Annotated in this window: 17 protein-coding genes; 10 read left to right on the plus strand and 7 right to left on the minus strand. The window is 66.1% G+C overall.

Going from position 1 to position 21268, the window contains the following annotated elements:
• Positions 1–83: 83 nt before the first annotated feature.
• The 4 genes from OQZ28_RS06515 to OQZ28_RS06530 all read right to left on the minus strand — a co-directional run bounded on the left by OQZ28_RS06515 (position 84) and on the right by OQZ28_RS06530 (position 5045).
• Positions 84–1205 carry a glycosyltransferase family 4 protein gene (locus tag OQZ28_RS06515; protein ID WP_458135533.1) on the minus strand — a complete coding sequence of 374 codons (1122 nt, stop codon included), beginning with the start codon at positions 1203–1205 and terminating at the stop codon, positions 84–86.
• Positions 1202–2899: a heparinase II/III family protein gene (locus OQZ28_RS06520; protein ID WP_130731559.1), complete on the minus strand. Its 1698-nt coding sequence runs from the start codon at positions 2897–2899 to the stop codon at positions 1202–1204. The genes OQZ28_RS06515 and OQZ28_RS06520 overlap by 4 nt, the downstream gene beginning before the upstream one ends.
• A 37-nt stretch (positions 2900–2936) precedes the next feature.
• On the minus strand, positions 2937–3614 hold the full coding sequence (gene rpe / locus OQZ28_RS06525; RefSeq protein ID WP_458135534.1) for a ribulose-phosphate 3-epimerase: 678 nt from the start codon (positions 3612–3614) through the stop codon (positions 2937–2939).
• A gap of 96 nt (positions 3615–3710) precedes the next feature.
• Positions 3711–5045 carry an RsmB/NOP family class I SAM-dependent RNA methyltransferase gene (locus OQZ28_RS06530; RefSeq protein ID WP_130731561.1) on the minus strand — a complete coding sequence of 445 codons (1335 nt, stop codon included), beginning with the start codon at positions 5043–5045 and terminating at the stop codon, positions 3711–3713.
• Positions 5046–5132: 87 nt separating this feature from the next.
• Here OQZ28_RS06530 and OQZ28_RS06535 point away from each other — a divergent pair, with 87 nt between their 5' ends.
• From OQZ28_RS06535 to OQZ28_RS06560, 6 genes are all read left to right on the plus strand, one after another.
• A complete protein-coding gene (locus OQZ28_RS06535) occupies positions 5133–5816 on the plus strand; it encodes a YggS family pyridoxal phosphate-dependent enzyme (RefSeq protein WP_458135535.1) in 684 nt (227 codons plus the stop codon).
• A 126-nt stretch (positions 5817–5942) separates the two neighbouring features.
• Positions 5943–7943 (plus strand): potassium transporter Kup, encoded by a 2001-nt coding sequence (locus OQZ28_RS06540; protein WP_130731563.1) that lies wholly within the window; start codon positions 5943–5945, stop codon positions 7941–7943.
• Positions 7944–8097: 154 nt separating this feature from the next.
• Entirely contained in the window at positions 8098–9270 is a 1173-nt protein-coding gene (gene hemW / locus OQZ28_RS06545; RefSeq protein ID WP_458135581.1) for a radical SAM family heme chaperone HemW, read from the plus strand.
• A 114-nt stretch (positions 9271–9384) separates the two neighbouring features.
• Positions 9385–10437 carry a nucleoside hydrolase gene (locus OQZ28_RS06550; RefSeq protein WP_458135582.1) on the plus strand — a complete coding sequence of 351 codons (1053 nt, stop codon included), beginning with the start codon at positions 9385–9387 and terminating at the stop codon, positions 10435–10437.
• Positions 10438–10446: 9 nt separating this feature from the next.
• The gene (locus tag OQZ28_RS06555; protein ID WP_130731566.1) at positions 10447–10890 is read left to right on the plus strand and encodes a DUF1489 family protein; all 444 of its coding nucleotides are present in this window, start codon (positions 10447–10449) and stop codon (positions 10888–10890) included.
• A 32-nt stretch (positions 10891–10922) separates the two neighbouring features.
• Positions 10923–11984 (plus strand): lytic transglycosylase domain-containing protein, encoded by a 1062-nt coding sequence (locus OQZ28_RS06560; protein ID WP_130731595.1) that lies wholly within the window; start codon positions 10923–10925, stop codon positions 11982–11984.
• 70 nt (positions 11985–12054) lie between these two features.
• On the opposite strand, the gene OQZ28_RS06565 is transcribed toward OQZ28_RS06560, so the two are convergent.
• Positions 12055–13617, minus strand: a complete 1563-nt coding sequence (locus OQZ28_RS06565; RefSeq protein ID WP_458135536.1) for a glycoside hydrolase family 3 C-terminal domain-containing protein — start codon at positions 13615–13617, stop codon at positions 12055–12057.
• Positions 13547–14017, minus strand: coding sequence for a hypothetical protein (locus OQZ28_RS06570; protein WP_458135537.1), 471 nt, complete (start codon positions 14015–14017; stop codon positions 13547–13549). Before OQZ28_RS06570 ends, OQZ28_RS06565 begins: the two co-directional genes overlap by 71 nt.
• A gap of 225 nt (positions 14018–14242) precedes the next feature.
• On the opposite strand from OQZ28_RS06570, the gene OQZ28_RS06575 reads away from it, so the two are divergent.
• The 4 genes from OQZ28_RS06575 (at position 14243) to holA (ending at position 19401) form a co-directional block, all read left to right on the plus strand.
• Positions 14243–14776 carry a DUF3576 domain-containing protein gene (locus OQZ28_RS06575; protein WP_110569473.1) on the plus strand — a complete coding sequence of 178 codons (534 nt, stop codon included), beginning with the start codon at positions 14243–14245 and terminating at the stop codon, positions 14774–14776.
• A 100-nt stretch (positions 14777–14876) separates the two neighbouring features.
• Positions 14877–17510 carry a leucine--tRNA ligase gene (leuS, locus tag OQZ28_RS06580; protein ID WP_458135538.1) on the plus strand — a complete coding sequence of 878 codons (2634 nt, stop codon included), beginning with the start codon at positions 14877–14879 and terminating at the stop codon, positions 17508–17510.
• 2 nt (positions 17511–17512) lie between these two features.
• Positions 17513–18385: a hypothetical protein gene (locus OQZ28_RS06585; protein WP_458135539.1), complete on the plus strand. Its 873-nt coding sequence runs from the start codon at positions 17513–17515 to the stop codon at positions 18383–18385.
• Entirely contained in the window at positions 18382–19401 is a 1020-nt protein-coding gene (gene holA / locus OQZ28_RS06590; RefSeq protein ID WP_458135540.1) for a DNA polymerase III subunit delta, read from the plus strand. Before OQZ28_RS06585 ends, holA begins: the two co-directional genes overlap by 4 nt.
• A 542-nt stretch (positions 19402–19943) precedes the next feature.
• Here the strand turns inward: holA and OQZ28_RS06595 are convergent.
• On the minus strand, positions 19944–20438 hold the full coding sequence (locus tag OQZ28_RS06595; RefSeq protein WP_458135541.1) for a hypothetical protein: 495 nt from the start codon (positions 20436–20438) through the stop codon (positions 19944–19946).
• Between the last annotated feature and the right edge of the window lie 830 nt (positions 20439–21268).

A 21268-nucleotide genomic window follows, 5' to 3' on the forward strand; every position in this document is an offset into this window, starting at 1 on the left:
TGCAAGTTTTTGGGTGCCGCCTTTTTTCAAAAAGGCGGTGTTCCTTGAAGCTTTTTGAAAAAAGCTTCACCAAAAACTTTTGATCAGTCAGGCCTGCCCGTAAGCAATGCCGTGACCCGGGCCATGACAGCCGCCTGTGTGTACCGCGCAAGGGCGCGGGTCCGCCCGGCTGCGCCCATGCGTTCACGCAGGGTGGCATCATGCACCAGCCGCCCAAGGGCACTGGCCAGCGCGGCGGCATCGCCGGGGGGGACCAGCAGCCCGGTCTCCCCCGCCACGACCTGTTCACGCGGGCCGCGAATGGTGGTGGCGACAACCGGCAGGCCGCACAGCATCGCCTCGATCACGCTCATCGGCAGCCCCTCGAAATGGCTGGGCAGGGTAAAGATATCCGCCGCCGCCATCAGGGCCGCCACGTCCTCGCGGTAGCCCAGAAAGACCAGCCTTGCCCCCAGCCGTGCACGGGCCGTGGCAAAACAGGCCGCAAGGTCCTCGCCGCGGTCGCTCGGCAAGCGTTCCCCCACGATCCACAGCAACGCGTTACCGGGCACGCGCTCCATCGCCGCCAGCAGTTCGGGGTAGCCCTTGGCGCGCACCAGCCTTGATACGGCCAGGATGACCACCTGCCCTTCCCTCACGCCCAGCGCCGCGCGCAGGCGGGCGCGGGCCTGCGGGTCGGGGTGGAAGGTGGCCGGGTCGCGCCCGTTGCCAATGGCGGTGGCATGGCGGTGAATGCCCAGCCTGCGGGCATCGCGTGCTTCTTCCTCCGATACGGTGAGGTAGATGTCGGTCACGCGCCCGGCCAGCCATTCCAGCACCAGCGCCACGATGCGCCGCAACCGTGAGCCGGGCTGGTTGAACAGAAAGCCATGGCAGGTATAGGCAATGCGCGGCACGCCACACCACCGGGCGGCAAACCGCGCCAGCAGGCCGCTTATGGGCATGTGGGCATGCACCATGTCAGGCTTTTCCGCACGGATGACGCGCACCAGCGCCCGCCACGCCCGCCACTGCGCCAGCGGCGAGAGCGTGCGCGACATGGGCACGCACACCACCCGCAGCCCATCGGCACGCACCTGCGCCAGCAATGGCCCATCGGCGCAGACGCCGGCTACGTCATGCCCTTCGCCATGCAGCGCCTGCATGAGGGGAAAAAGGAACTGCCGCATCGAGAAATCAACATTCGTGATTTCAAGAATCTTCATGTCAGCAGCAGCAGTTTCTCACGCTTCAGCCCCCAGCGCACCACCTGCCGCACCTTGCCCGGCGGCACATCGCCCAGCGGCGTGCTGCCCTGTGGCGGCGGGGCCGCGGGCGCCACGCCAGCCTCCTGGCCGCCTTCCGCCATCCTTGCCGCCGGTTCCACCTGCACCACAAGCTGAAGCGTGCGACACGGCACCTGCCCGCCGGAATAGACGCTCTCCTCGATGGAGACCACGCCCCCTTCCGCCTGGAAGCGCCAGTGCTGCTCGCCCGCAGTCAGCAGGATGGAGCCATCAAGCGCATCCACTGCCGTAACCGACGGGTGCAGGTGCAGCCGCAGCGCGAAGGCCAGTTCGCGCTCGCCCTCCAGCGTTTCCTCGCCGCGCAGGACCTCGCCATCGGCCGAAAGGTAAAGCCTGCGGTAATACGTCGCCCCGGCGGAGGCATGGTAGCCATCATGCGACAGGTTGAGCCAGTGCGCCCCTTCGGCCACGGCATGCTCCACCCCCACATGGGCGGGGCGGCGGAGGACGGCGCCATCCTCGCCAAATTCGGAGGATGACATCCCCTCCACCGTCACGACCGCGTGCGCCGCCGTCTGCCGCAGGGCATCCTTCCATGCGGGCAGCACGCCACCACCGCAATTGACGATAAGACGCTGGCGCGCGCATGAGAACTCGAATGACAGCGTGCCCGCATGCGCATTGTGGTCAAACGGGGCCGGGGCGGGAATGCCCGCATCGACCAGAAGCAGCGAGCGCACGGCCTGCATGCGCACGAACCCGCCATCGGGCATGACACTGGCCACGACCCGCGTGCGCGTGGCCTGCGACAGCACCATGTCAATCAGCGCGGCGCTGCGCTCATGGCTGCCATTGAACAGCGCCAGCCCCCCATCGCCATGGCGCATGGCGCGCAGCACCGGGCTCATCTTGTCCAGCGCCAGGGCCACCGAATGCGGCAGCGCGTGCTGCACCGCCTGCATCATGGCCCGCATCTCGGCCAGTTCGCGCAGGGCGCGCAGCTGCACCTCCGGGCTGCGCTCGATGTGCCAGCCATCGGGCAGGATCTGGCTTTCCACCACGTTGTCGATATAGCGGCGGTAGCGGGTCAGGAAGCCGGTATATTCCGGCATGGCCACGGCCACGGCCAGCAGCCCCTTGAGTGCCGCCAGCCCCTGCCAGCCCGGCTGTTCGGGCGGCATGAGGGCTGCGATCATGCGCCCTTCCACCAGAATGCGGGCCATGAGGCGCTGGCGGAACGCATCACTGGCGGAGGCGGCAAAGAAATCGTAATGCCCCAGCCACGCCGCGACCCGCGCGCCGATCACCCCGCATTCGAGCGCCATCGGGCTCTGGGAGGGATGGTGCAGCCAGTCATCCACCAGCGCGCGCGCCTTGAGCCGCGCGGCATCGGTGCCCACGGCGCGCAGGTCGCGCAGCCAGCGGAAACTGAGCAGCCCCTCACGGAAGGCGGGCTCGAATGCAGGGTCATCCCACTGCCCCGGCCCCACGGGGTGGGTATAGCCCGCCCATGTCAGGCTGCCACGCGCAAGCCTGGCGCCTGCGGTGGTATTGCCCGGCCACAGGTCACGCACATTGTGAACGGGGGCGGCAGGCAGGTACCTGCCATCCCCGAAAAGGGGAAAGCGCGCAAGGGAGACCCGCATGACGCGCGCGAAGCGGCTCAGTGCCATAGGCACCCGCCACCGCGATGGATCGGCAAGCCCTGCCTCACGCCGGGCTATGCGCCCCGCTGCGCAGGGCCGCGATGGCGGCGCCATAATCGGGCTGCCCATAGACGGACGTACCCGCGACCAGCACGTCAGCGCCCGCGGCAACCGCCAGCGGGGCGGTTTCAGCGGTGATGCCGCCATCCACGCCAATGCGGATGTCGCGCCCGGTGGCATCGGCCATACGACGCAGGGTTTCGATCTTGCGGAGCTGGCTGGTCAGGAATTTCTGCCCGCCAAAACCGGGGTTGACGGTCATGACAAGGATCATGTCCACCAGGTCGAGCACTTCGCCCACCGCCTCGGGCGGGGTAGCGGGGCAGATGGCAACACCCGGCTTGACCCCGTGGTCGCGCACATGCTGCAGCGAGCGGTGCGTGTGCGGCCCGGCCTCGACATGCAGGTGGATGTGGTCGGCCCCTGCCTTGGCAAACGCCTCGATATAGGGATCGACCGGCGCGATCATGAGATGCACGTCAAACGGGAGCTTGGATTTGGGGCGCAGGGCCTTGATCAGTTGCGGGCCCATGGAGAGGTTGGGCACGAAATGCCCATCCATCACATCCAGATGCAGCCAGTCGGCACCAGCGGTTTCAACCGCGGCGACTTCCTCCGCCGCGCGTGAGAAATCCGCAGCCAGCAGGCTCGGCGCGATAAGGGGGGTGTTCAGAGCAGCCATGCCTGTTTTTTAACAGAAATCCCTGCCCGACGCCAACCTTTCATCACACCTCCCCCGGTAATGTGTCCATCTGCCCGAAGGGGGCGGCAGCCCCTCTCACCCCCGGCGGAAACGCGCGGCAAAGAAGCCATCCATGCCGCCCCGGTCAGCCAGCATGCCCGGATGGGTGCGCAGCCAGCCCTCGGGCGTGCGGGCCTGCGGCAAAAAGGCCAGTTCCTCGGGCGTGAACGGATCGGGGACCAGCCCCATGGCCTGCGCCGCGCGGGCGCGCTGCTCGCCTTCCTCGGGCTGGAGGGAGCACACGGCATAGACCAGGCGGCCACCGGGGCGCAGCATGTCGCGGGCTGCGGCGAGCAGGCGGTCCTGCCCTTCGGTCATGGTGGCGATGTCACGCGGGCGCTTGATCCACATGGCATCGGGGTGGCGGCGGATGGTGCCGGTGGCCGAGCACGGGGCATCGAGCAGGATGGCATCGAGCGGGGCCTCGGGCTTCCAGGTGGCGGCATCGGCGTGGATCACCTTCACCGCCGCCAGCCCCAGCCGGGCGAGATTGGCGCGCAGGCGCTCGAGCCGCCTGCCTTCGCGCTCGATGGCGAACACCTCCGCCCCCGCGCAGGCCAGTTGCGCGGTCTTGCCGCCAGGTGCCGCGCACAGGTCGGCCACGCGCTCGCCTGCCGTCACGTTGAGCAGGCGCGCGGGCAGCGTTGCCGCCATGTCCTGCACCCAGAACGCGCCTTCGGCAAAGCCGGGCAGTTCGGCCACCTTGACCGTGCCTGCCGCGAAACGCACGCTGCCATTTGGCATCACCTCGCCACCGGGGGGGGCGTCACAGCCGGGCTTCACGGTCAGGTCCAGCGGCGGCTCGTGGCCCAGCGCGCTGGCGATGGGGCGGGCCAGCCTGCCCCAGGACTGCCACAGCCACGCCGGCACATCGAGCCGGGGCTGGTCCAGCCCTTCCAGCGCCTCAACGCCGCCACCGGCCACCCGGCGCAGCACCGCATTGACCAGCCCTGCAAACGGCACCAGCCCCCGCCTGCGCGCCAGCGCCACCGAGGTGGCCACGGCGGCATGGGCGGGCGTGTCGAGGAACAGGAGCTGTGCCACGCCAATGAGCAGCACCACGCGCACCGGCTCGGGCGGCTCGCGCTTGAGGAAGGGGGAAAGCACCTCGTTCGCGGTGCCCATGTGGCGCAGCACGGTGGCGGCCAGCCGGTGGGCGGCGGCGCGGTCGCGCGGCTCGGCGGTGCGGGCGGCGGCGGAATGCTCGAGCGATGTATCGAGCATGCGGCGGTGCACGATCACCCCTTCAACGATATCGAAGGCAATGTCGCGCGTGGGGTCAGGGGCAACCTTGCCGCCGCGCCGGTCGGGGCGGCCCGCGCGATTACGGCGGGCATCGGGGCGGGACGACGGGGACGGGGGAGACTTCATGTAATCCTGACCTGCAAATGCGGCACTTCACAACGCGACGGCGCCTTGGGGCTTGACCGGGCCGCTATTCATGCCAAGCCTAGGGCCATGTCAACATCCGCATCCATAGCACAGGCCCTGAGCGGTATCCGCACCCGCATTGCAGCGAGTGCGCGCGAAGCAGGGCGCGACCCCTCCAGCGTAGGGCTGGTGGCGGTGTCGAAATTCCATCCGCAGTCCAGCGTCATCGCAGCGCTCGAGGCGGGCCAGCGCCTGTTTGGCGAGAACCGCGTGCAGGAGGCGGCAGCCAAATTCCCCCCTCTGCGCGAGCGTTTCCCCGACCTGAAGCTGCACATCATCGGCGGGTTGCAGACCAACAAGGCGCTTGAGGCGGTAAAAATCGCGGACATGATCGAAAGCCTCGACCGCCCTGCCCTGTCGGATGCGCTGGAACGGGCAGCGGATAAGGCAGGCCGGCTGCCGCAACTGCTGGTGCAGGTGAACACCGGCGATGAAAGCCAGAAATCGGGCGTGAGGCTGGAAGAGGCCGATGCCTTCATTACCGACAGCATGACCCGCTTCGGCTCTGCCGTGCGCGGGCTGATGTGCATTCCGCCGCATGATGCCGACCCCACGCCGCATTTCCGCACGCTCGCAGGCATGGCGGCACGCCACGGGCTGCCCGTAGTCTCGATGGGCATGTCGGCCGATTTCGAGGCGGCAATTGCCTGCGGGGCCACGCTGGTGCGGGTGGGCAGCGCCATTTTCGGGGCCCGTCCCGCCCACGCCTGAACGGGGCGGAATGGCACCCGAGCACACAGGGGCCTTGCTGCACATGGGGCGAGGCGGTAATGCGGAACTATCCGGTTGCGATGTGATGCCGGTTTTCAGTCTTCATTGCCGCGGAGCCGTCACGACATGACGCAACCCACGGGGCCTGTTGCCCCCGGATCCTCAACGACGCCGGATGGCGGCGCACACCCCGCGCCTGCCGCACAGCAGGCCAGTGCCGCGCCCAAGATTACCGAATACGGCGCCGACCAGCACGAGCATGCCGCAAACCCGGTCGGCTTCGCCGCCCTGCTCAGCGTGCTCGGCGTGGTGTTTGGCGATATCGGCACAAGCCCGATCTACGCCCTGCGCTCGACCATCATGGTCGTGTCGCAGCACCACAGGATCGAGCCGTGGGAAATACTGGGCGTTCTCAGCCTCATCATCTGGTCGCTGCTGCTGATCGTGACGGTTAAATACGTCATCCTGATCATGCGCGCCGACCATAATGGCGAGGGCGGGATCATCTCGCTCATGTCGCTCGCCCAGCGCGTGGCACCGAGCAACCGCATGCGCATAGCCCTGGGCATGGTGGGAATCGGCGGCGCGTGCCTGTTCTTTGGCGATGGCATGATCACGCCCGCCATTTCCGTGCTCTCGGCGGTGGAAGGCCTTGAGGTCAGTTTCCCCGCCGCCCATGACCTCGTCATTCCCATCGCACTCATGGTGCTGGTGGGGCTGTTCTCGGTGCAGTGCTACGGCACGGGCAAGGTAGGCACCATATTCGGCCCCATCATGCTGGTATGGTTCAGCCTGCTGGGCATATTGGGTGGGCTTGAAATCCTGCACCACCCCAAGGTGCTGCTGGCCATATCGCCCACCTATGCGGTGCAGTTCATCATCTATCACGGGTGGCTGTCGTTCATCGCCCTTGGCTCGGTGGTGCTGTCGGTTACGGGTGCGGAAGCGCTTTATGCCGACATGGGGCATTTCGGCCGCCAGCCCATCCGCTATGCGTGGCTGTTCTGCGTGCTGCCGTGCCTGGCGCTGAACTACCTGGGCCAGGGCGCGCTCATCATCTCCGAGCCCAAGGCGCTGGAAAACCCGTTCTTCCTGCTCGGCCCGCACTGGATGCAGGTGCCGATGATCATCCTGTCCACCATGGCCACGGTCATTGCCAGCCAGGCGGGCATCTCGGGCGGGTTCTCGCTGTGCCGCCAGATCATCCAGCTTGGCTACCTGCCGCGCCTGCGCGTGACCCACACCAATGCGGAGGAAGAGGGCCAGATCTACCTGCCCGAGTTCAACCGCTTCCTCATGGTGGGCGCGCTGCTGCTGGTGCTGGCCTTCCGCAGTTCCGATGCGCTGGCCTCGGCCTACGGCATTGCGGTGACGGGCACGTTCATGTGCACCTGCGTGCTGGCCATGGTGGTGTTCCGCAGGCTGTATCACTGGTCGCGGCCTGCGGCGATTGCCACATTCGGCGGTTTCTTCCTGCTTGATACGACGTTCTTTGCGTCGAACGCGCTCAAGATCCCGCAGGGCGGCTGGGTGCCGGTGCTGCTGGGCGTGGTGCTGACGCTGATGATGACGACCTGGAAAAAGGGCCGCCAGCTCATCATGAACCGGCAGAAGCAGGACAGCATGCCGATGAACTCGTTCCTGGCCCGCCTGCCGCAGTCACGCATCATCCGCGTGCCGGGCACCGCCGTTTACATGACCGGCAACCCCGATTTCGTGCCCGCCTGCCTGCTGCACAACCTCAAGCACAACAAGGTGCTGCACGACCACGTGCTGTTCGTGACCGTGCAGACGCTCGACCAGCCCGAGGCCGATCATGGCCACCGCGTGGCGTTGCAGGAACTTGCCCCCGACATCTACCGCATCATCCTGCGCTACGGCTTCATGGAAATGCCCAACCTGCCCCGCGCGCTGGAAGACCTGAAGGCGAGCGGGCTGGACTTTGATGCGCTGCAGGCCTCCTACTTCACCAGCCGCGAGCTGCTGGTGCGCTCGTCGGTGCCCAAGCTCTCGCGCTGGCGCATGTCGCTGTTCCTGTTCATGGCGCGCAATGCGACGCCGGCCACCGAGTTCTTCCGCATTCCGCCCGACCGCGTGGTGGAACTGGGCGTGCGACTGGGGATCTGACGGTCCTGAACAGGATAAACGTTTTCGGGTGCCGCCTTTTTTCAAAAAAGGCGGCATTCTTTTTGAAGCTTTTTGGGAAAAAGCTTCACCAAAAACTTCTGATGGTTTGCAAGGAGTTGCCTTGGCAGGTTTTTCACACAAACCCGCATCCGACATGAGCGAGCCACTGGCGCTGTATGTGCACTGGCCGTTCTGCCTGTCCAAATGCCCGTACTGCGATTTCAACAGCCATGTGCGCGATGAAATTCCCCGTGCCCGCTTTGGTCGCGCGCTCAGGCGCGAACTCGCGCATGAAGCAGCCCTGATGGGCGACACGCCCGCCGAGCGTCCGACCATCAGTTCCATCTTTTTTGGCGGCGGCACGCCATCGCTCATGGCCCCCGAGACGGTGGCAGGGCTGATTGCCGATGCCCGCGCCGCGTTCGGCTTTACCGACACTGTGGAAATCACGCTCGAGGCCAACCCCACCAGCGTGGAGACCGGCCTGCTGCGCGCCTTCCGCGAGGCCGGGGTCAACCGTATTTCAATGGGTATCCAGAGCCTTGAGCCCGCGGCCCTGCGCTTTCTGGGCCGCGAGCATAACGCGCCGCAGGCCATTACAGCCCTCGAGACCGCGCGCAAATTGTTCGACCGCATCTCGTTCGACCTGATCTACGCCCGGCCGGCCCAGACCGAAGCCGCATGGCGCAGCGAGCTTGAAGCCGCCCTGGCGTTGGTGTCCGATCACCTCTCGCTCTATCAGCTCACCATCGAGCCGGGCACGAAATTCGAGGGGCTGTACCGCCAGGGCCGCTTCCGCCTGCCTGAAGGCGATGACGCGGCAAGGCTGTATGAACTGACCGCCGAGGTCGCGGCCCGCCACGGCCTGCAGGGCTACGAGATCTCGAACTACGCCCGCCTCGGCGCCGAGAGCCGCCATAACCTGACCTACTGGCGCTATGGCGACTATCTGGGAATCGGCCCCGGCGCCCATGGGCGGCTGACCCGCAATGGCGTGACCTGCGCCACCCGCCGCCACCGCGCGCCCGAGCCATGGGCCGAGCGCGTGGAGCGCACCGGCACCGGCGCCCACCCTGACGAGCGGCTCGATAACCGCGACCGCGCGCGTGAAATGCTGCTGATGGGCCTGCGCCTGCGCGAGGGCATCGACACCGCCCGCTTTGCCCGGCGCACCGGCATGGCTGTGGTTGACGCGCTTGATGCCGATATCCTGAACATGGCGACCGATGAGGGCTACATGGTGCTCGACCCCGCAGGCCAGCGCCTGCGCGCCACCGATGCAGGCCGCCTGCGGCTGGAAAGCCTGCTGGCCGCGCTGGTGCTTTGAGGCATTAGGCCATACGATAGGGCCATGCATTCAGGGCAGGGAGATTACTGCGTGTTGTCATCCATCCTTTCGCGGTCCACCCGCCTCGCCGCCACCGCCGCGGCCCTTGCCTTCATGGCCGTGCCCGCCATGGCGGCCCCCGCCACGGGTGGCCCGGAACTGGTCATCGAGGATAACGACTTCCTCGGCCCGGGCGGGTCGGACCAGCTTTCCACCATTCCGCTGCTGTTCAACCCCAATGTGCGCGTGCTGGGCTTTACGGTGGTGAGTGGCGACGGGTGGGAGAACGCGGAATCCGCCCATCTGCGCCGCCTGCTTGAAATCATTGGCAAGACCGACGTGCCGGTGGCCGATGGCGCGGTTTACCCGCTGGTCAACACGCGTGCCGAAATGCGCCTGCATGAGCAGCAGTACGGCGCCATTCCGTGGAAGGGTGCGTGGGGCGGCATTGGGTCCATCGATACCGCCCCCGATGTGCAGCCCGCCATCGGAACCATGAAGGAAGGCGCACCGCACACGCCGCCCGCAAAACAGGACGCCGTGCAGTTCCTGATCGAGCAGGTGCATGCCCACCCGCATGAAGTCACGATCGTGGCGGCAGGCCCGCTGACCAACCTCGCGCTTGCCATCCGCCAGGACCCCACCTTTGCCGAGACGGCGAAACAGCTCATCTTCATGGGCGGCATGCTTGATACCAGCATGATGTCGATTACCGGCAACGCGGATTTCGCCTCCGACTTCAACATGATCTTTGACCCCGAGGCCGCCCACATCACGCTGACCGCGCCGTGGAAGGCGATTACGGTGGTGGGCAGCGTGTCGAACGACCTCATGCTCTCACGCGAATATCTCGGCCAGATCACCAGCAGAAAGACGCCGCTCACCACCTATATCGGCAGCTATTACGACCCGCTGCCCATGTGGGATGAAATGACCACCGCCATCGCCGCCGACCCCACGCTGGTCACCTCCGCCGTCGATGCCCGCATGGATATCGACACCAGTCGTGGCCCGCATTACGGCCATGCCTTTGTGGTGCCCGAGGCCCTTGCCCCCAAAGGCAGCCCCATGCGGGTGATGCATATCGTGCGCAGCATTGATGAAAAGCGCTTCCGCGAGACCTTCGCGCACGAGGCGCAGGCCGATCCCGCGACCCCGGCGCGGTAAGGGGCGGGCATGCTGCACATGGTCAAGCTGGCGGTGGGCGTCCATTCCCTTGAGGATCTCGCCGCCCGCCAGTCGCTCCAGACCCCGCCGGTCGATGACCTTGATGGCACCAGCCCCTCGGGGCAGCCATGGTTCCGCACGCGCATGTATCCGCGCCGGGCGGCGGAAATACTGGATGGCGGGTCGATCTACCGCGTGATTGCCGGGCGCATCCTGTGTCGCCAGCGCATTACCGCCATCGAACCCGACACGCGCGAGGATGGCGTGGCCTGCGCGCGGGTGGTCATGGCGCCCGAGATCATTCCCGTCAGCCCGCGTGCCATGCGTGCCTTTCAGGGCTGGCGTTACCTCAAGCCCGCAGACGCGCCACCCGACCTTCTGGCAAACAGCCATGCGGGCGACATCCTGCCCGAAGCCCTACGCAACGAACTGGCGGAACTGTGCCTGATCTGAACATGCTCCCTGCACCTCCCTCCCTGCGGGACATGACGCGCCTGTTTCTCGTAGCCATTGCAGGCCTCGGGCTTGCCGCCTGCGCCACGTCATCGGGCGGGGGCGGCAGCCACAGCCATGCCAGCTACAACAGTTACTACAAGGGCAAGGCCGCCTACCGGCCGCCCGGGCCCGCAACCGACCCGTGGCAGCCCTATATTGCCGATGCCTCGGCCCGCTTTGCCGTGCCGCAGGAATGGATTCGCGCCGTGATCCAGAAGGAATCGGGCGGGCATGAATATATCGATGGCCACCTCACGCGCTCGGCCAGCGGGGCAATCGGGCTGATGCAGCTCATGCCCCCCACCTATGCCGACATGCAGCGCCGCAACCACCTCGGCTCCGATCCGTATGACCCGCACAACAACATTTTGGCCGGCACGGCCTATATCCGCATCCTGTACGGGCTGTATGGCGCGCCGGGCTTCCTTGCCGCCTACAACGCAGGCACGGAGCGGCTGAACGATTATCTTGAAAATGGCCGTCCGCTACCCAGCCAGACGGTTCGCTACCTGCGCATCATCACCCCCAACCTTGGCAATGAAGTGGCGCTGAGCGGGCCGCTGGCGGTTTATGGCGCCTCCAGCCAGCGGGTTACGTCCACGCCGGTGCCGCTGGGCAATGGCACCACCATCCAGCCCGACCATACCTATGTGCAGTACGCAACGCTTAACCCGCCCGCCCCCGTGCAGCACCGCACCGCCTGCATGCATGATGCCAACCTCGCCTATGACCCCACGAGTGCCGCCTGCCACACCGATGCCCGCACGGCTGCTGCCGCCGCGCCCAGTGCTGGTGCCGGATATGGGGCGTGGATGGTGCAGGTGGGCGCGTTTTCGGCGGAGGGGCAGGCCCGTTTTGCCAACTCCATGGCGCGGCAGGGTGATTTCGCGGCCCTTCAGGGCGCGCGCAGTCTGGTCATTCCGGTCAGGCGGCCTGCGGGCATGATCTATCGCGCCCGCCTGGCCGGGCTTTCGCAGGCTGCCGCGACACAGGCCTGCGCCACGCTGAAGGACCAGGGCCTGCCCTGCACCGTCATCCGGCCCGGACAGTAACGGGCTGATAAAAGTCGGTGGTGAAGCCTTTTTCAAAAAGGCGCACCCGAAAACTTTTATCCGTCAGGGCTCATTCAGCGGTCACCACCGGGGCGGGCTGGTTTTCCAGCGTGGCGGGCACATGCAGGGCGGGCAGGTGCAGTGTGGCGTGCCGCACCAGCATGACCGATGAAAACCCGAGCGAGAGCGTATAATCCCCCGCCGCCACGGCCCAGTTGCCCCCTGTCGCGTTCCACTGCCCCACCAGCCGCAGGCCTATGGGCACGCTGAGCCGCACCGGGTGCCCCGGGGCGACCATCACGCTGCGCCACGCGGCCAGCCTGCGTGGGTTGCCCGGCAGGTCGGGCGGGGTTTCGACATAAAGCTGGGGCACGGCCCGCAGCGCCGCCGTGCCGGGATTGGAGAGCGTGAAGCTGGCATTGAGGTGATTGCCCTCACGCGCCACATGCAGTTCGCTCAGCACCAGCCGCCCGCGGGCCGACAGCCCGTAGCCAAACGGAAACAGCGGCACGACATGCGCGCGCTCGAAAGCGCGGTAATTCGCATCGACCATGCCCGGCGGGTAAAGCCCGCCCGTCAACGTGACCGGCAGGTGGCCCGAGAAATCCTGCTGCCCCGACAACAGCGCCGACAGGGCCTGCGCATATTCATCCCGCCACGCCCAGCCCTGCACCACGCTATCGACCGCATCGAGCCAGGGCATCTGCCGGTCAGGGTCATCGGCGGTCAGCACCACGGCCACATGGCCGCCCAGCTCGGCCAGGGTGGTGATCATGCGGTTATCGTCATCGCTGGCGCTGAGCACCAGCGTGCGGGCGGCCTGCGCGCAGGCGGGCGGCAGCGTGCCCGTAGCCCCCGCGCCCTCAGGCGCGGTCACCACCGTTACATTCAGCCCGGCATGGCGCAGCCCTTCGGCCAGCAGGTCGGCAGGCCCGCGCATGGCGGGGTGCACCAGCACCAGCACCGGGCCAAGGGCGGGGTCGAAGGGCAGGACATGATTCTCGTTCTGCAGCAGCACCGCGCCCTCGGCCTCCACATCACCCACCAGCGTATCGACCGGCGGGGGCTGCACGCCGGTGCGGGCGGCGGCGAAAGGCGGCGGGTGGTCAAGGCTGCCCGCCATGTAGAACGAGGCCAGGATATGCGTGACCATGGCCTGCACCTGCGCGGGCTTTACATCCCCATCGCGCACGGCCTTGCGCAGCATCTCGCCCAGCACGTCGGGCCGGTCGGGGCTGACCTGCTCCATGTCCACCCCCGTGGCGACGGCATTCAGCGCGGGCGCGGTATCCGTGCCATGCGGGGCGCTGCCCGGCGCACCCCCTCCCGGCAGGTCGCCTCCGGGCACGGACAGGATCATGCCGGGAAAATGCCATGCCTCATGCACCATGCCCGCAAGCCCCGTAACCTCCTGGCACGGGGCCATGCCGCCGCACAGCATGGCCCCGCCATGGGCCACCTCCAGCGCCGTGGCCATACCCAGCAGGCTGTGGGCCGCAAGGTCGGCGGCCCTGACCGGCGCGCCCCGCTCGGGGGCCGCGCCATCGGCGCGCACCTGCTCCTCACGCGCAACCGAGCCAAAGACCGGCAGCACGTGGCCCGATAGCAGCCCCGCCCCGATCATGCCCGCCATGCTGCCCGCCAGTACCTGGTCCTCGCCACCTTGCAACCGGTGCGAGGTCGGGGTCCCATGTCGCGGCCAGCGCCAGCCATGGCAGCATGGGCCGGGGCGGGCCATCGCCGGGTTGCACGGGGGTAGCGAAGGTGGGCATGCGCAGCACCGGCAGCCCCAGCCGGGGCACGCCCGGCCAGGCCAGCAGGCCGGGGACGTTCCCATCCCCATCGCCAGCCGGGGCGGGGCGGGCCTGAAGCACGGCCTGCTGCTCGGCGGGTTGCAGGCGGGCCGCCATGTCCGCCGCACGGGGGCTGGTCGGGCTCGCGGCAACGGCTGCCGCTGCATGCGCCGGCGCGGTATAAAGCAGCCCCGTCATGAGCAGGAAGGCGAAAGACCGTGTAAGCGCGTGTTTCATCATGTTCCGCAGCAGTTGGCGAGTGTGCCCATTTTTGCGCTTCAATGGCCCGATTGTCACGCAGGGCACGGTAAAGTGCCCATGCGACTTGGCGTGGCTGGCGCGGCAGGATATGAAGAAGGATAACGCGACAGGCCGCAACGCCCCTGCCCGGCATGCCCGCCGGTGTCCGGGCGCGTGGCCGGATCACCACATGCGGGGGCCATCCCCGGCGTCCACAGAGGCATCATGACCCTTCGCCCGTTCCATCCCGCTCCCTCTGCCGCCCCCTCGGGCCGTGCCCTGCTGCCACGCGCCGCACTCCCCGCCCTGCTGGCCGCAAGCCTGCTGGCCGGTTGCGGCAGCGCGCCGCAACATGACAAAAGCGGGCTGGCCGTGCCCCAGAACCGCCTGCTGAAGGAAGATCGCGGCGCCAATGGCGGCTCCACGCCACTGGAAAGCAACGGGGTCAACGCCTTTTTGTGGCGTGGCGCGCTCGATACGCTGTCCTTCATGCCGTTTGCCTCGGCCGATGCGGTGGCGGGCGTGATCCTGACGGACTGGTACACGCCGCCCGCCACCAAGGATGAACGCTTCAAGATCACCTGCTTCGTCCTCTCGCGCAGCCTGCGCTCGGATGCGGTGCGCGTCTCGGTGTTCCGCCAGGCCTATGAGGACGGGCAGTGGGTCGATACCCCGGTCGCCGCCAATACCGTGTCCGACATCACGGCCCGCATCCTGACCCGCGCGCGCCAGCTCCGCACCGATAGCGGCCAGCACTAGGCTTGACGCCCCGTAACGCAATCCCGGCCGGGCCATGCGCTGCCCGGCCCTTTTCAGCGGGCGCATGCCGCCCGCCCTCCGCTTACCGAACCAGAAGAAGATGACCGAAACCAGCACCCCCCCGGACAACGCCACCCCCGCCTATGATTTCCACACGGCCGAGCCGCAGTGGCAGGAACGCTGGGCGGCCTCGGGCATCTTCGACGTGCCGGACGTGCCGCCCGCCGACCGGCCCAAATACTATGTGCTGGAAATGTTCCCCTACCCGTCGGGGCAGCTGCACATGGGCCATGTGCGCAACTACACGCTGGGCGACGTGGTGGCGCGCTACAAGCGCGCGCGCGGCTTCAGCGTGCTGCACCCGATGGGGTGGGACGCCTTCGGCCTGCCTGCCGAGAACGCGGCGCGCGAGCGCGGCGTGCATCCGGGCCAGTGGACGATGGACAACATCGCCGCCATGCGCGCCACCCTCAAGCGCCTTGGCTTCTCCTTCAACTGGGACCGCGAGATCGCGACCTGCCTGCCCGAATATTATGGCAAGCAGCAGAAGCTGTTCCTTGACATGCTCAAGGGCGGGCTGGTCGAGCGCCGCGAAAGCTGGGTCAACTGGGACCCCGTGGACAACACCGTGCTGGCCAACGAGCAGGTGGTGGACGGGCGCGGCTGGCGCTCGGGCGCGCTGATCGAGCAGAAGAAGCTCTCGCAGTGGTTCCTCAAGATCACCCAGTTCGCCCCGCAACTGCTCGAGGGCCTGTCCACCCTGCCGCGCTGGCCCGAGCGCGTGCGCACCATGCAGGAACGCTGGATTGGCCGCTCGGAAGGGGCGAAGGTCCGCTTCGGCCTGCACGAGCCGCCCAAGGGCTTCGATACCGACCTTGATTCCATCGAGGTGTTCACCACCCGCCCCGACACGCTGTTCGGCATGTCCTTCCTGGCCATTGCCGCCGACCACCCGCTAGCGGCCAAGGTGGCGGCGGGCAACGCGAAGGCGCAGGAATTCATTGCCGAATGCCAGCGCCTCGGCACATCGGAAGAGGCGATCGAAACCGCCGAGAAGCGTGGCTTCGACACCGGGCTGCGGGTCAGCCACCCGTTCATGCCCGATAAATCCTTCCCGGTCTGGATCGCGAATTTCGTGCTGATGGACTACGGCACGGGCGCGGTATTCGGCTGCCCCTGTGGCGACCAGCGCGACCTTGACTTCGCGCGCAAATACAACCTGCCGGTCACCCCCGTCATCCTGCCGCCGGGGGCGGAGGCCGGGACGTTCACCATGACCGACAGGGCATGTGACGGCCACGGCACGCTGTTCAACTCCGGCTTTCTTGACGGGCTGGATACGGATGCAGCGAAGAAAGAGGCCATCACCCGGCTTGAGGGCATGGGTGTTGGCCAGGGCGTGGTCAACTGGCGGCTGCGCGACTGGGGCATTTCGCGCCAGCGCTACTGGGGCTGCCCGATCCCGGTCATCCACTGCACCGATTGCGGCGCGCAGCCCGTGCCCGATGACCAGCTGCCCGTAAAGCTGCCCGAGGACGTGACCTTCGACCGCCCCGGCAACCCGCTGGAACACCACCCCACCTGGAAGCACGTGGCCTGCCCCAGCTGCGGCAGGCCCGCCCTGCGCGAGACCGATACCTGCGACACGTTTGTGGACAGCTCGTGGTATTTCGCCCGCTTTACCGCGCCGCATGCCGCCACCCCCACCCTGCCCGCCGCAGCCGATGGCTGGCTACCGGTGGATCAGTATATTGGCGGCATCGAGCATGCGATCCTGCACCTGCTCTATGCCCGCTTCTTTACCCGCGCCATGCACGAGACCGGGCACCTGCATGTCGATGAGCCCTTCAACGGGCTGTTCACGCAGGGCATGGTCAACCACGAGAGCTACCGCGACGCGGAAGGAAACTGGCTCTACCCCGAGGAGGTCGAGCGCCGCGCGGACAGCGCCGTGCGCCGCGACAACGGGGCGCCGGTCACGATTGGCCGCGTGGAAAAAATGTCCAAGTCCAAGCGCAACACGGTCGCACCCGTGGCCATCATCGAGCGGTTTGGCGCGGATACGGCGCGGTGGTTCGTACTGTCGGACAGCCCGCCCGAGCGTGACATGGAATGGACGGAATCGGGTGTCGCCGCCTCCGCGCGCTTCCTGCAGCGCCTGTTCCGCCTTGTGCGCGGCGTGGCTGAACAGACCCCGGCTGATGCCGCCTGCCCCGCCACCCTTTCACGCGCGGCCGATGGGCTGCGCCGCGCCACGCATCGCGCCATCGCCGCCGTGACCGAGGCGCTGGAAGGCTTCAGCGCCAACGTGGCCGTGGCCCGCCTGCACGAACTCACCTCCGCCCTGGCCGAGGCCGAGAAGGCGGCAGGCGAGGACGGCATGGCCTTCGCCCGCCGCGAGGCCGCCACCATGCTCGCCCTGCTGGCCGCCCCCATGGTGCCCCACCAGGCGGAAGCGATGATGGCGCTGCTTGAGCCCGGCGGCCAGCCCGTGGTGGAGCGCACCTGGCCCACCGCCATCCCTGACCTGCTCAAGGCCAGCGAGCTGACCATTGCGGTGCAGATCATGGGCAAGCTGCGCGGCACCATCGCCGTGGCGCCCGACCTGCCGGCAGACAGGGTGATCGCCCTGGCGGAAGCCGAGCCGAACGTGGCCCGCCTGCTTGAGGGGGCACGGATCGTCAAGCGCATCCATGTGCCCGGCCGCATCGTCAATTTCGTGGTTGCGAAATAGACATGGCCCTTCCCGTCCGTCGCACCGGCGTGCTGTGCGCCCTGCTCATGCTGGCAGGGTGCGGCTTTTCCCCGATGTACAAGACGACGGGAAGCCATATCGGCGCCGATGGCAAACCCACCACCGGCAACGTGCTGGCCGAGCTCAGGCAGGTTTATGTCGCGCGCATCAACGAGCGCTACGGCCAGCTGCTGCGCCAGGCCCTGCAGCAGGACATGGGGGGTGCCGGGCCGGAAAACCCGACCGGTTACGTGCTGCGCATCCGCACCTACCTGATGAACGAGGCCGTGGACATCCACGCCGACAACACATCGGGCCGCACGCGCACCACCGCCTTCGCCCACTGGACGCTGGAGACCGTGGCCAACAGCCCGGTCATGCTGGCGGGGGGCGATGCCTCGGTGGTGGATGGCGTGAACAACAATTACGAGCAGTATTTCGCCCAGACCCTGAACCTTGAGGGCGTGCGCGCCCGCGTGGCCAAGAACCTGGCCGAGCAGATCACGCAGGAAGTGGCCGTGTGGTTCCGCACCCATGCCAAACCCGCTGTCAGCGGCTCGGTGCGGGGGCAGAACCAGCCGCGCTACATCGACCCCAACGGCATCATCAACCCCAACAACCAGATGCCCGCCCAGCACCCCGCCGCCGATGGCCTGCCCACCATGGCCACCGGCCGCACCGATGCCCAGCTGAACGAGGAAAACAACGGCGGCATGACCATGCCCGATGAAAACGGCCCCATGGACAACACGCCGGACACCACCACCACCCAGACCCCCGCCACGTCCGGTCAGGGCAGCTATTCGCGGAGCCCGTCGACATCGGAGAACGATGACATGTCGGGCATCAGCATCGGGGGCAACGAGAACCAGTGAAGATCGACGCCCGCTCCGTCAACGCAACCCTGAACGCGCCCGGCGCGCTGCGGGCCATCGTGCTGCATGGAGATGATGCCGGGCTGATCCGTGAACGGGCCACGACGGCGGCACGGGCCATCTGCCCCGACCTGAACGACCCGTTTCGCGTGGCCATGCTGGGCCGCGAGGACCATGACCGGCTGGAGGAGGAAACCACCGCCCTGTCGCTGACCGGCGGGCGGCGCGTGATCTGGCTGCGTGAGGTAGGTGACAGCGTGCTGGCCGCCCTGCAGCGCTGCCTGGCGCAGGAATCCGACACGCTGGTCATCCTTGAGGCACCGGGCCTGGCCTCACGCTCCAAACTGCGCGCCTTTGCCGAAAAGGACCGCCATTGCGGCGTAATCGGCTGCTACCCCGAGGAAGGCCGCGCGCTTGAAGGCGCGATCCGGCAGATGCTGGCGGGGCATGACGTGGGCATTGACCCCGATGCGCTGGGCTGGATGGTTGAACGCGCGGGGCCGGACCGTGCCGCCACCCGCAGCGAAGTGGAAAAGCTGGCCCTGTTCGCCGGGGCCGGCGGCAGACTGGGGCTGGAGGATGTGCGCGCCTGCGTGGGCGATGCCGCTGGCGTATCGCTGGAGGATGCGGCCTTCGCCGCCATGGCGGGCGAGCGCGAAGCCGCCGATGCTGCCGCCGAGCGCGCGCTGGTGATCGATGGCAGCAGCCCGGTGGCGCTGGCGCGCGTGCTGCTAGGCCATATTCACCGCCTGCGCCGGGTGCGGCTGGCCATGGATGGCGGGATGGGCCGGGCAGAGGCCATGCGGCAGTTGCGGCCGCCGGTATTCTTCAAGCGCACGGACAGTTTCGGGCAGGCACTCAATGCCTGGTCGGCGGCCGCCCTGCTGCAGGCGGCACAGGACACGCAGGCGCTGGAACTGGCCTGCAAGCAGACCGGCAGCCCCGATATCGTGCTGGGGCTGCGGCATGTGGCCCGCCTGTGCGGACTGGCGCAGAAGGCACGCAGGCGGCGTTAAAAGAAAAATTGGCCCCGCCCGTGCAAACAAAACACCTTGCCCGCAGGCATGGGCTCGGTTAGAAAGCTGGCAGTATGTCCGCGTAGCTCAGCCGGATAGAGCACAGGATTCCTGGTTTTCAAATTGGGCGCCATGACGGGAAACCCCATGGCGGATCTGCTCAAATTCGGGGAACGCTCTGGCGAAAGCCGTGCCAATCCCGAGCCAAGGCCGGCCCTGCCGGCAAGGTGTAGAGACTGGATGGGCAGCACCTGTAGGCCGCACGCGGCCCATGGTGAAGGGACAGTCCAGACCACGAACGCCATGACCATGGCGGCGGCGAAAGCCGAAGTGGTATGAATCCTGGGGCCGTGGGTTCGAATCCCGCCGCGGACATACCTTCTTTTTCAGGAATGACCTCAAAGAGCAGGGAAAAGCTTTTTCAGGCCGCTTTTCCGTCCCCTTCCAGCAAGGATCGCCTCCCTAGGAAATTTCGGCCCTTTCAAACAATGGGCCGCGACAGCGCCGGGCTGGCCAGCCCGGCGGCACAGGCTTGGATGATATTATCTGCCGGATGCACTGCCCGCATCGGGGCACTGATCGATAACGCTCTGGAAAGTCAATGCAGGCATATGCCCCGTGACCGCGCCATGGTAGCCAACAATCTTGAAATCGAACCCCGTTTTGGCAAACTGGTAGAATTCGTCCTTTGAGAGTTTGATGGCACCGCGTTCATCAATCAGGCAGCCACCCGCGCCCATACAGGCATGGGCGTCCGATCCCAGGTCGTTATAGGTGTATTGATGCCCGTCGCTCCACACGGTTTCAGGCGACAGGCGGTTATATGAGTTATATTCAATGCCCACTGCATATCCCTTGTCCTGCACATAGGTCGCGATGGTATTCAATGTCTGGAGCAGTCCGGGATGATCCGTATGCTTGCCCGAAACACAGGCCGTGGCGCCAGTGTATTTGTCATGTACTATCTGCGGGTGGCTCTGACATCCGCCAAGAGCCAGAATGACCATACCGGACCCTAATATTGCAAGACGCTTCATGGTACAAAAAATCCTTAAACCAGAAATGTGGAATTCATATCTATGGAATCATTGAAATATGTCAATATATGCCAATCCATCATTTATAAATAATACAGATCCTTTTAATACTTTAAATAAATGTTTAAAATAAAGTGCATCACATAGAATTTAAACAGTAAATAAAAAACATCCATATACCACTCGCCGTCATCATATCCAAAAATAAAGACAGCTTTCTGCTGAAACATTGAAAAATCATGAAAAACCGCCACTTTCTACCAGAAAGGGACATGATAGAAAGTTTTATTATTTTTTATTGATGATTTATTTCAAACTTTATTTATGGCGCTCCCGCAGATGGTGGAGCAGCATCTGCACGAACTGAAAAAAGCACCTTTCCGTCCATCCCGCCCCCGCATGCCAGGCGCGGAACACGCATGGCATGCAGGACTTCATCATGCTGCATGTCGCAACCCATCACCGCTACAACCCACGCGGATGGAAAGCGTCTTCATGCGGACAAATCTTGCATGATCGATACAATCCCCGGCAGCGCACCTGATGGACACATGGGCGCGCAGACGTGACAGGAACGCGAAAAAGGCGCTTGCGCCTGGCCACCGGGGACAAAGGTTTTCCCCACAGCAGCCACATGGCAACGTCCTCAACAATAAAAAGTTTTAAAACAATGTGTTGACTGGAAATGATAACGGTTCAGACGCAGCATCCCTTTTTGTCAGGAAGGCCGCATTACCTGAAGCTTTTCGAAAACAGCTTCACTAAAAAATTTCTCCTGCTTTCCCTGTCCTCTTTACGGGTAACGGGCTGACATCCGTGCCTTTTGGTCG

The sequence above is a fragment of the Komagataeibacter sp. NFXK3 genome, assembly GCF_054182245.1.

What these genes read in the sequence shown, in the direction of transcription:
- OQZ28_RS06515 (WP_458135533.1), bottom strand. Translation starts at nt 1,205, where the DNA reads ATGAAGATTCTTGAAATCACGAATGTTGATTTCTCGATGCGGCAGTTC.
- OQZ28_RS06520 (WP_130731559.1), bottom strand. Translation starts at nt 2,899, where the DNA reads ATGGCACTGAGCCGCTTCGCGCGCGTCATGCGGGTCTCCCTTGCGCGC.
- rpe (WP_458135534.1), bottom strand. Translation starts at nt 3,614, where the DNA reads ATGGCTGCTCTGAACACCCCCCTTATCGCGCCGAGCCTGCTGGCTGCG.
- OQZ28_RS06530 (WP_130731561.1), bottom strand. Translation starts at nt 5,045, where the DNA reads ATGAAGTCTCCCCCGTCCCCGTCGTCCCGCCCCGATGCCCGCCGTAAT.
- OQZ28_RS06535 (WP_458135535.1), top strand. Translation starts at nt 5,133, where the DNA reads ATGTCAACATCCGCATCCATAGCACAGGCCCTGAGCGGTATCCGCACC.
- OQZ28_RS06540 (WP_130731563.1), top strand. Translation starts at nt 5,943, where the DNA reads ATGACGCAACCCACGGGGCCTGTTGCCCCCGGATCCTCAACGACGCCG.
- hemW (WP_458135581.1), top strand. Translation starts at nt 8,098, where the DNA reads ATGAGCGAGCCACTGGCGCTGTATGTGCACTGGCCGTTCTGCCTGTCC.
- OQZ28_RS06550 (WP_458135582.1), top strand. Translation starts at nt 9,385, where the DNA reads ATGGCCGTGCCCGCCATGGCGGCCCCCGCCACGGGTGGCCCGGAACTG.
- OQZ28_RS06555 (WP_130731566.1), top strand. Translation starts at nt 10,447, where the DNA reads ATGCTGCACATGGTCAAGCTGGCGGTGGGCGTCCATTCCCTTGAGGAT.
- OQZ28_RS06560 (WP_130731595.1), top strand. Translation starts at nt 10,923, where the DNA reads ATGACGCGCCTGTTTCTCGTAGCCATTGCAGGCCTCGGGCTTGCCGCC.
- OQZ28_RS06565 (WP_458135536.1), bottom strand. Translation starts at nt 13,617, where the DNA reads ATGGCGGGCATGATCGGGGCGGGGCTGCTATCGGGCCACGTGCTGCCG.
- OQZ28_RS06570 (WP_458135537.1), bottom strand. Translation starts at nt 14,017, where the DNA reads ATGATGAAACACGCGCTTACACGGTCTTTCGCCTTCCTGCTCATGACG.
- OQZ28_RS06575 (WP_110569473.1), top strand. Translation starts at nt 14,243, where the DNA reads ATGACCCTTCGCCCGTTCCATCCCGCTCCCTCTGCCGCCCCCTCGGGC.
- leuS (WP_458135538.1), top strand. Translation starts at nt 14,877, where the DNA reads ATGACCGAAACCAGCACCCCCCCGGACAACGCCACCCCCGCCTATGAT.
- OQZ28_RS06585 (WP_458135539.1), top strand. Translation starts at nt 17,513, where the DNA reads ATGGCCCTTCCCGTCCGTCGCACCGGCGTGCTGTGCGCCCTGCTCATG.
- OQZ28_RS06595 (WP_458135541.1), bottom strand. Translation starts at nt 20,438, where the DNA reads ATGAAGCGTCTTGCAATATTAGGGTCCGGTATGGTCATTCTGGCTCTT.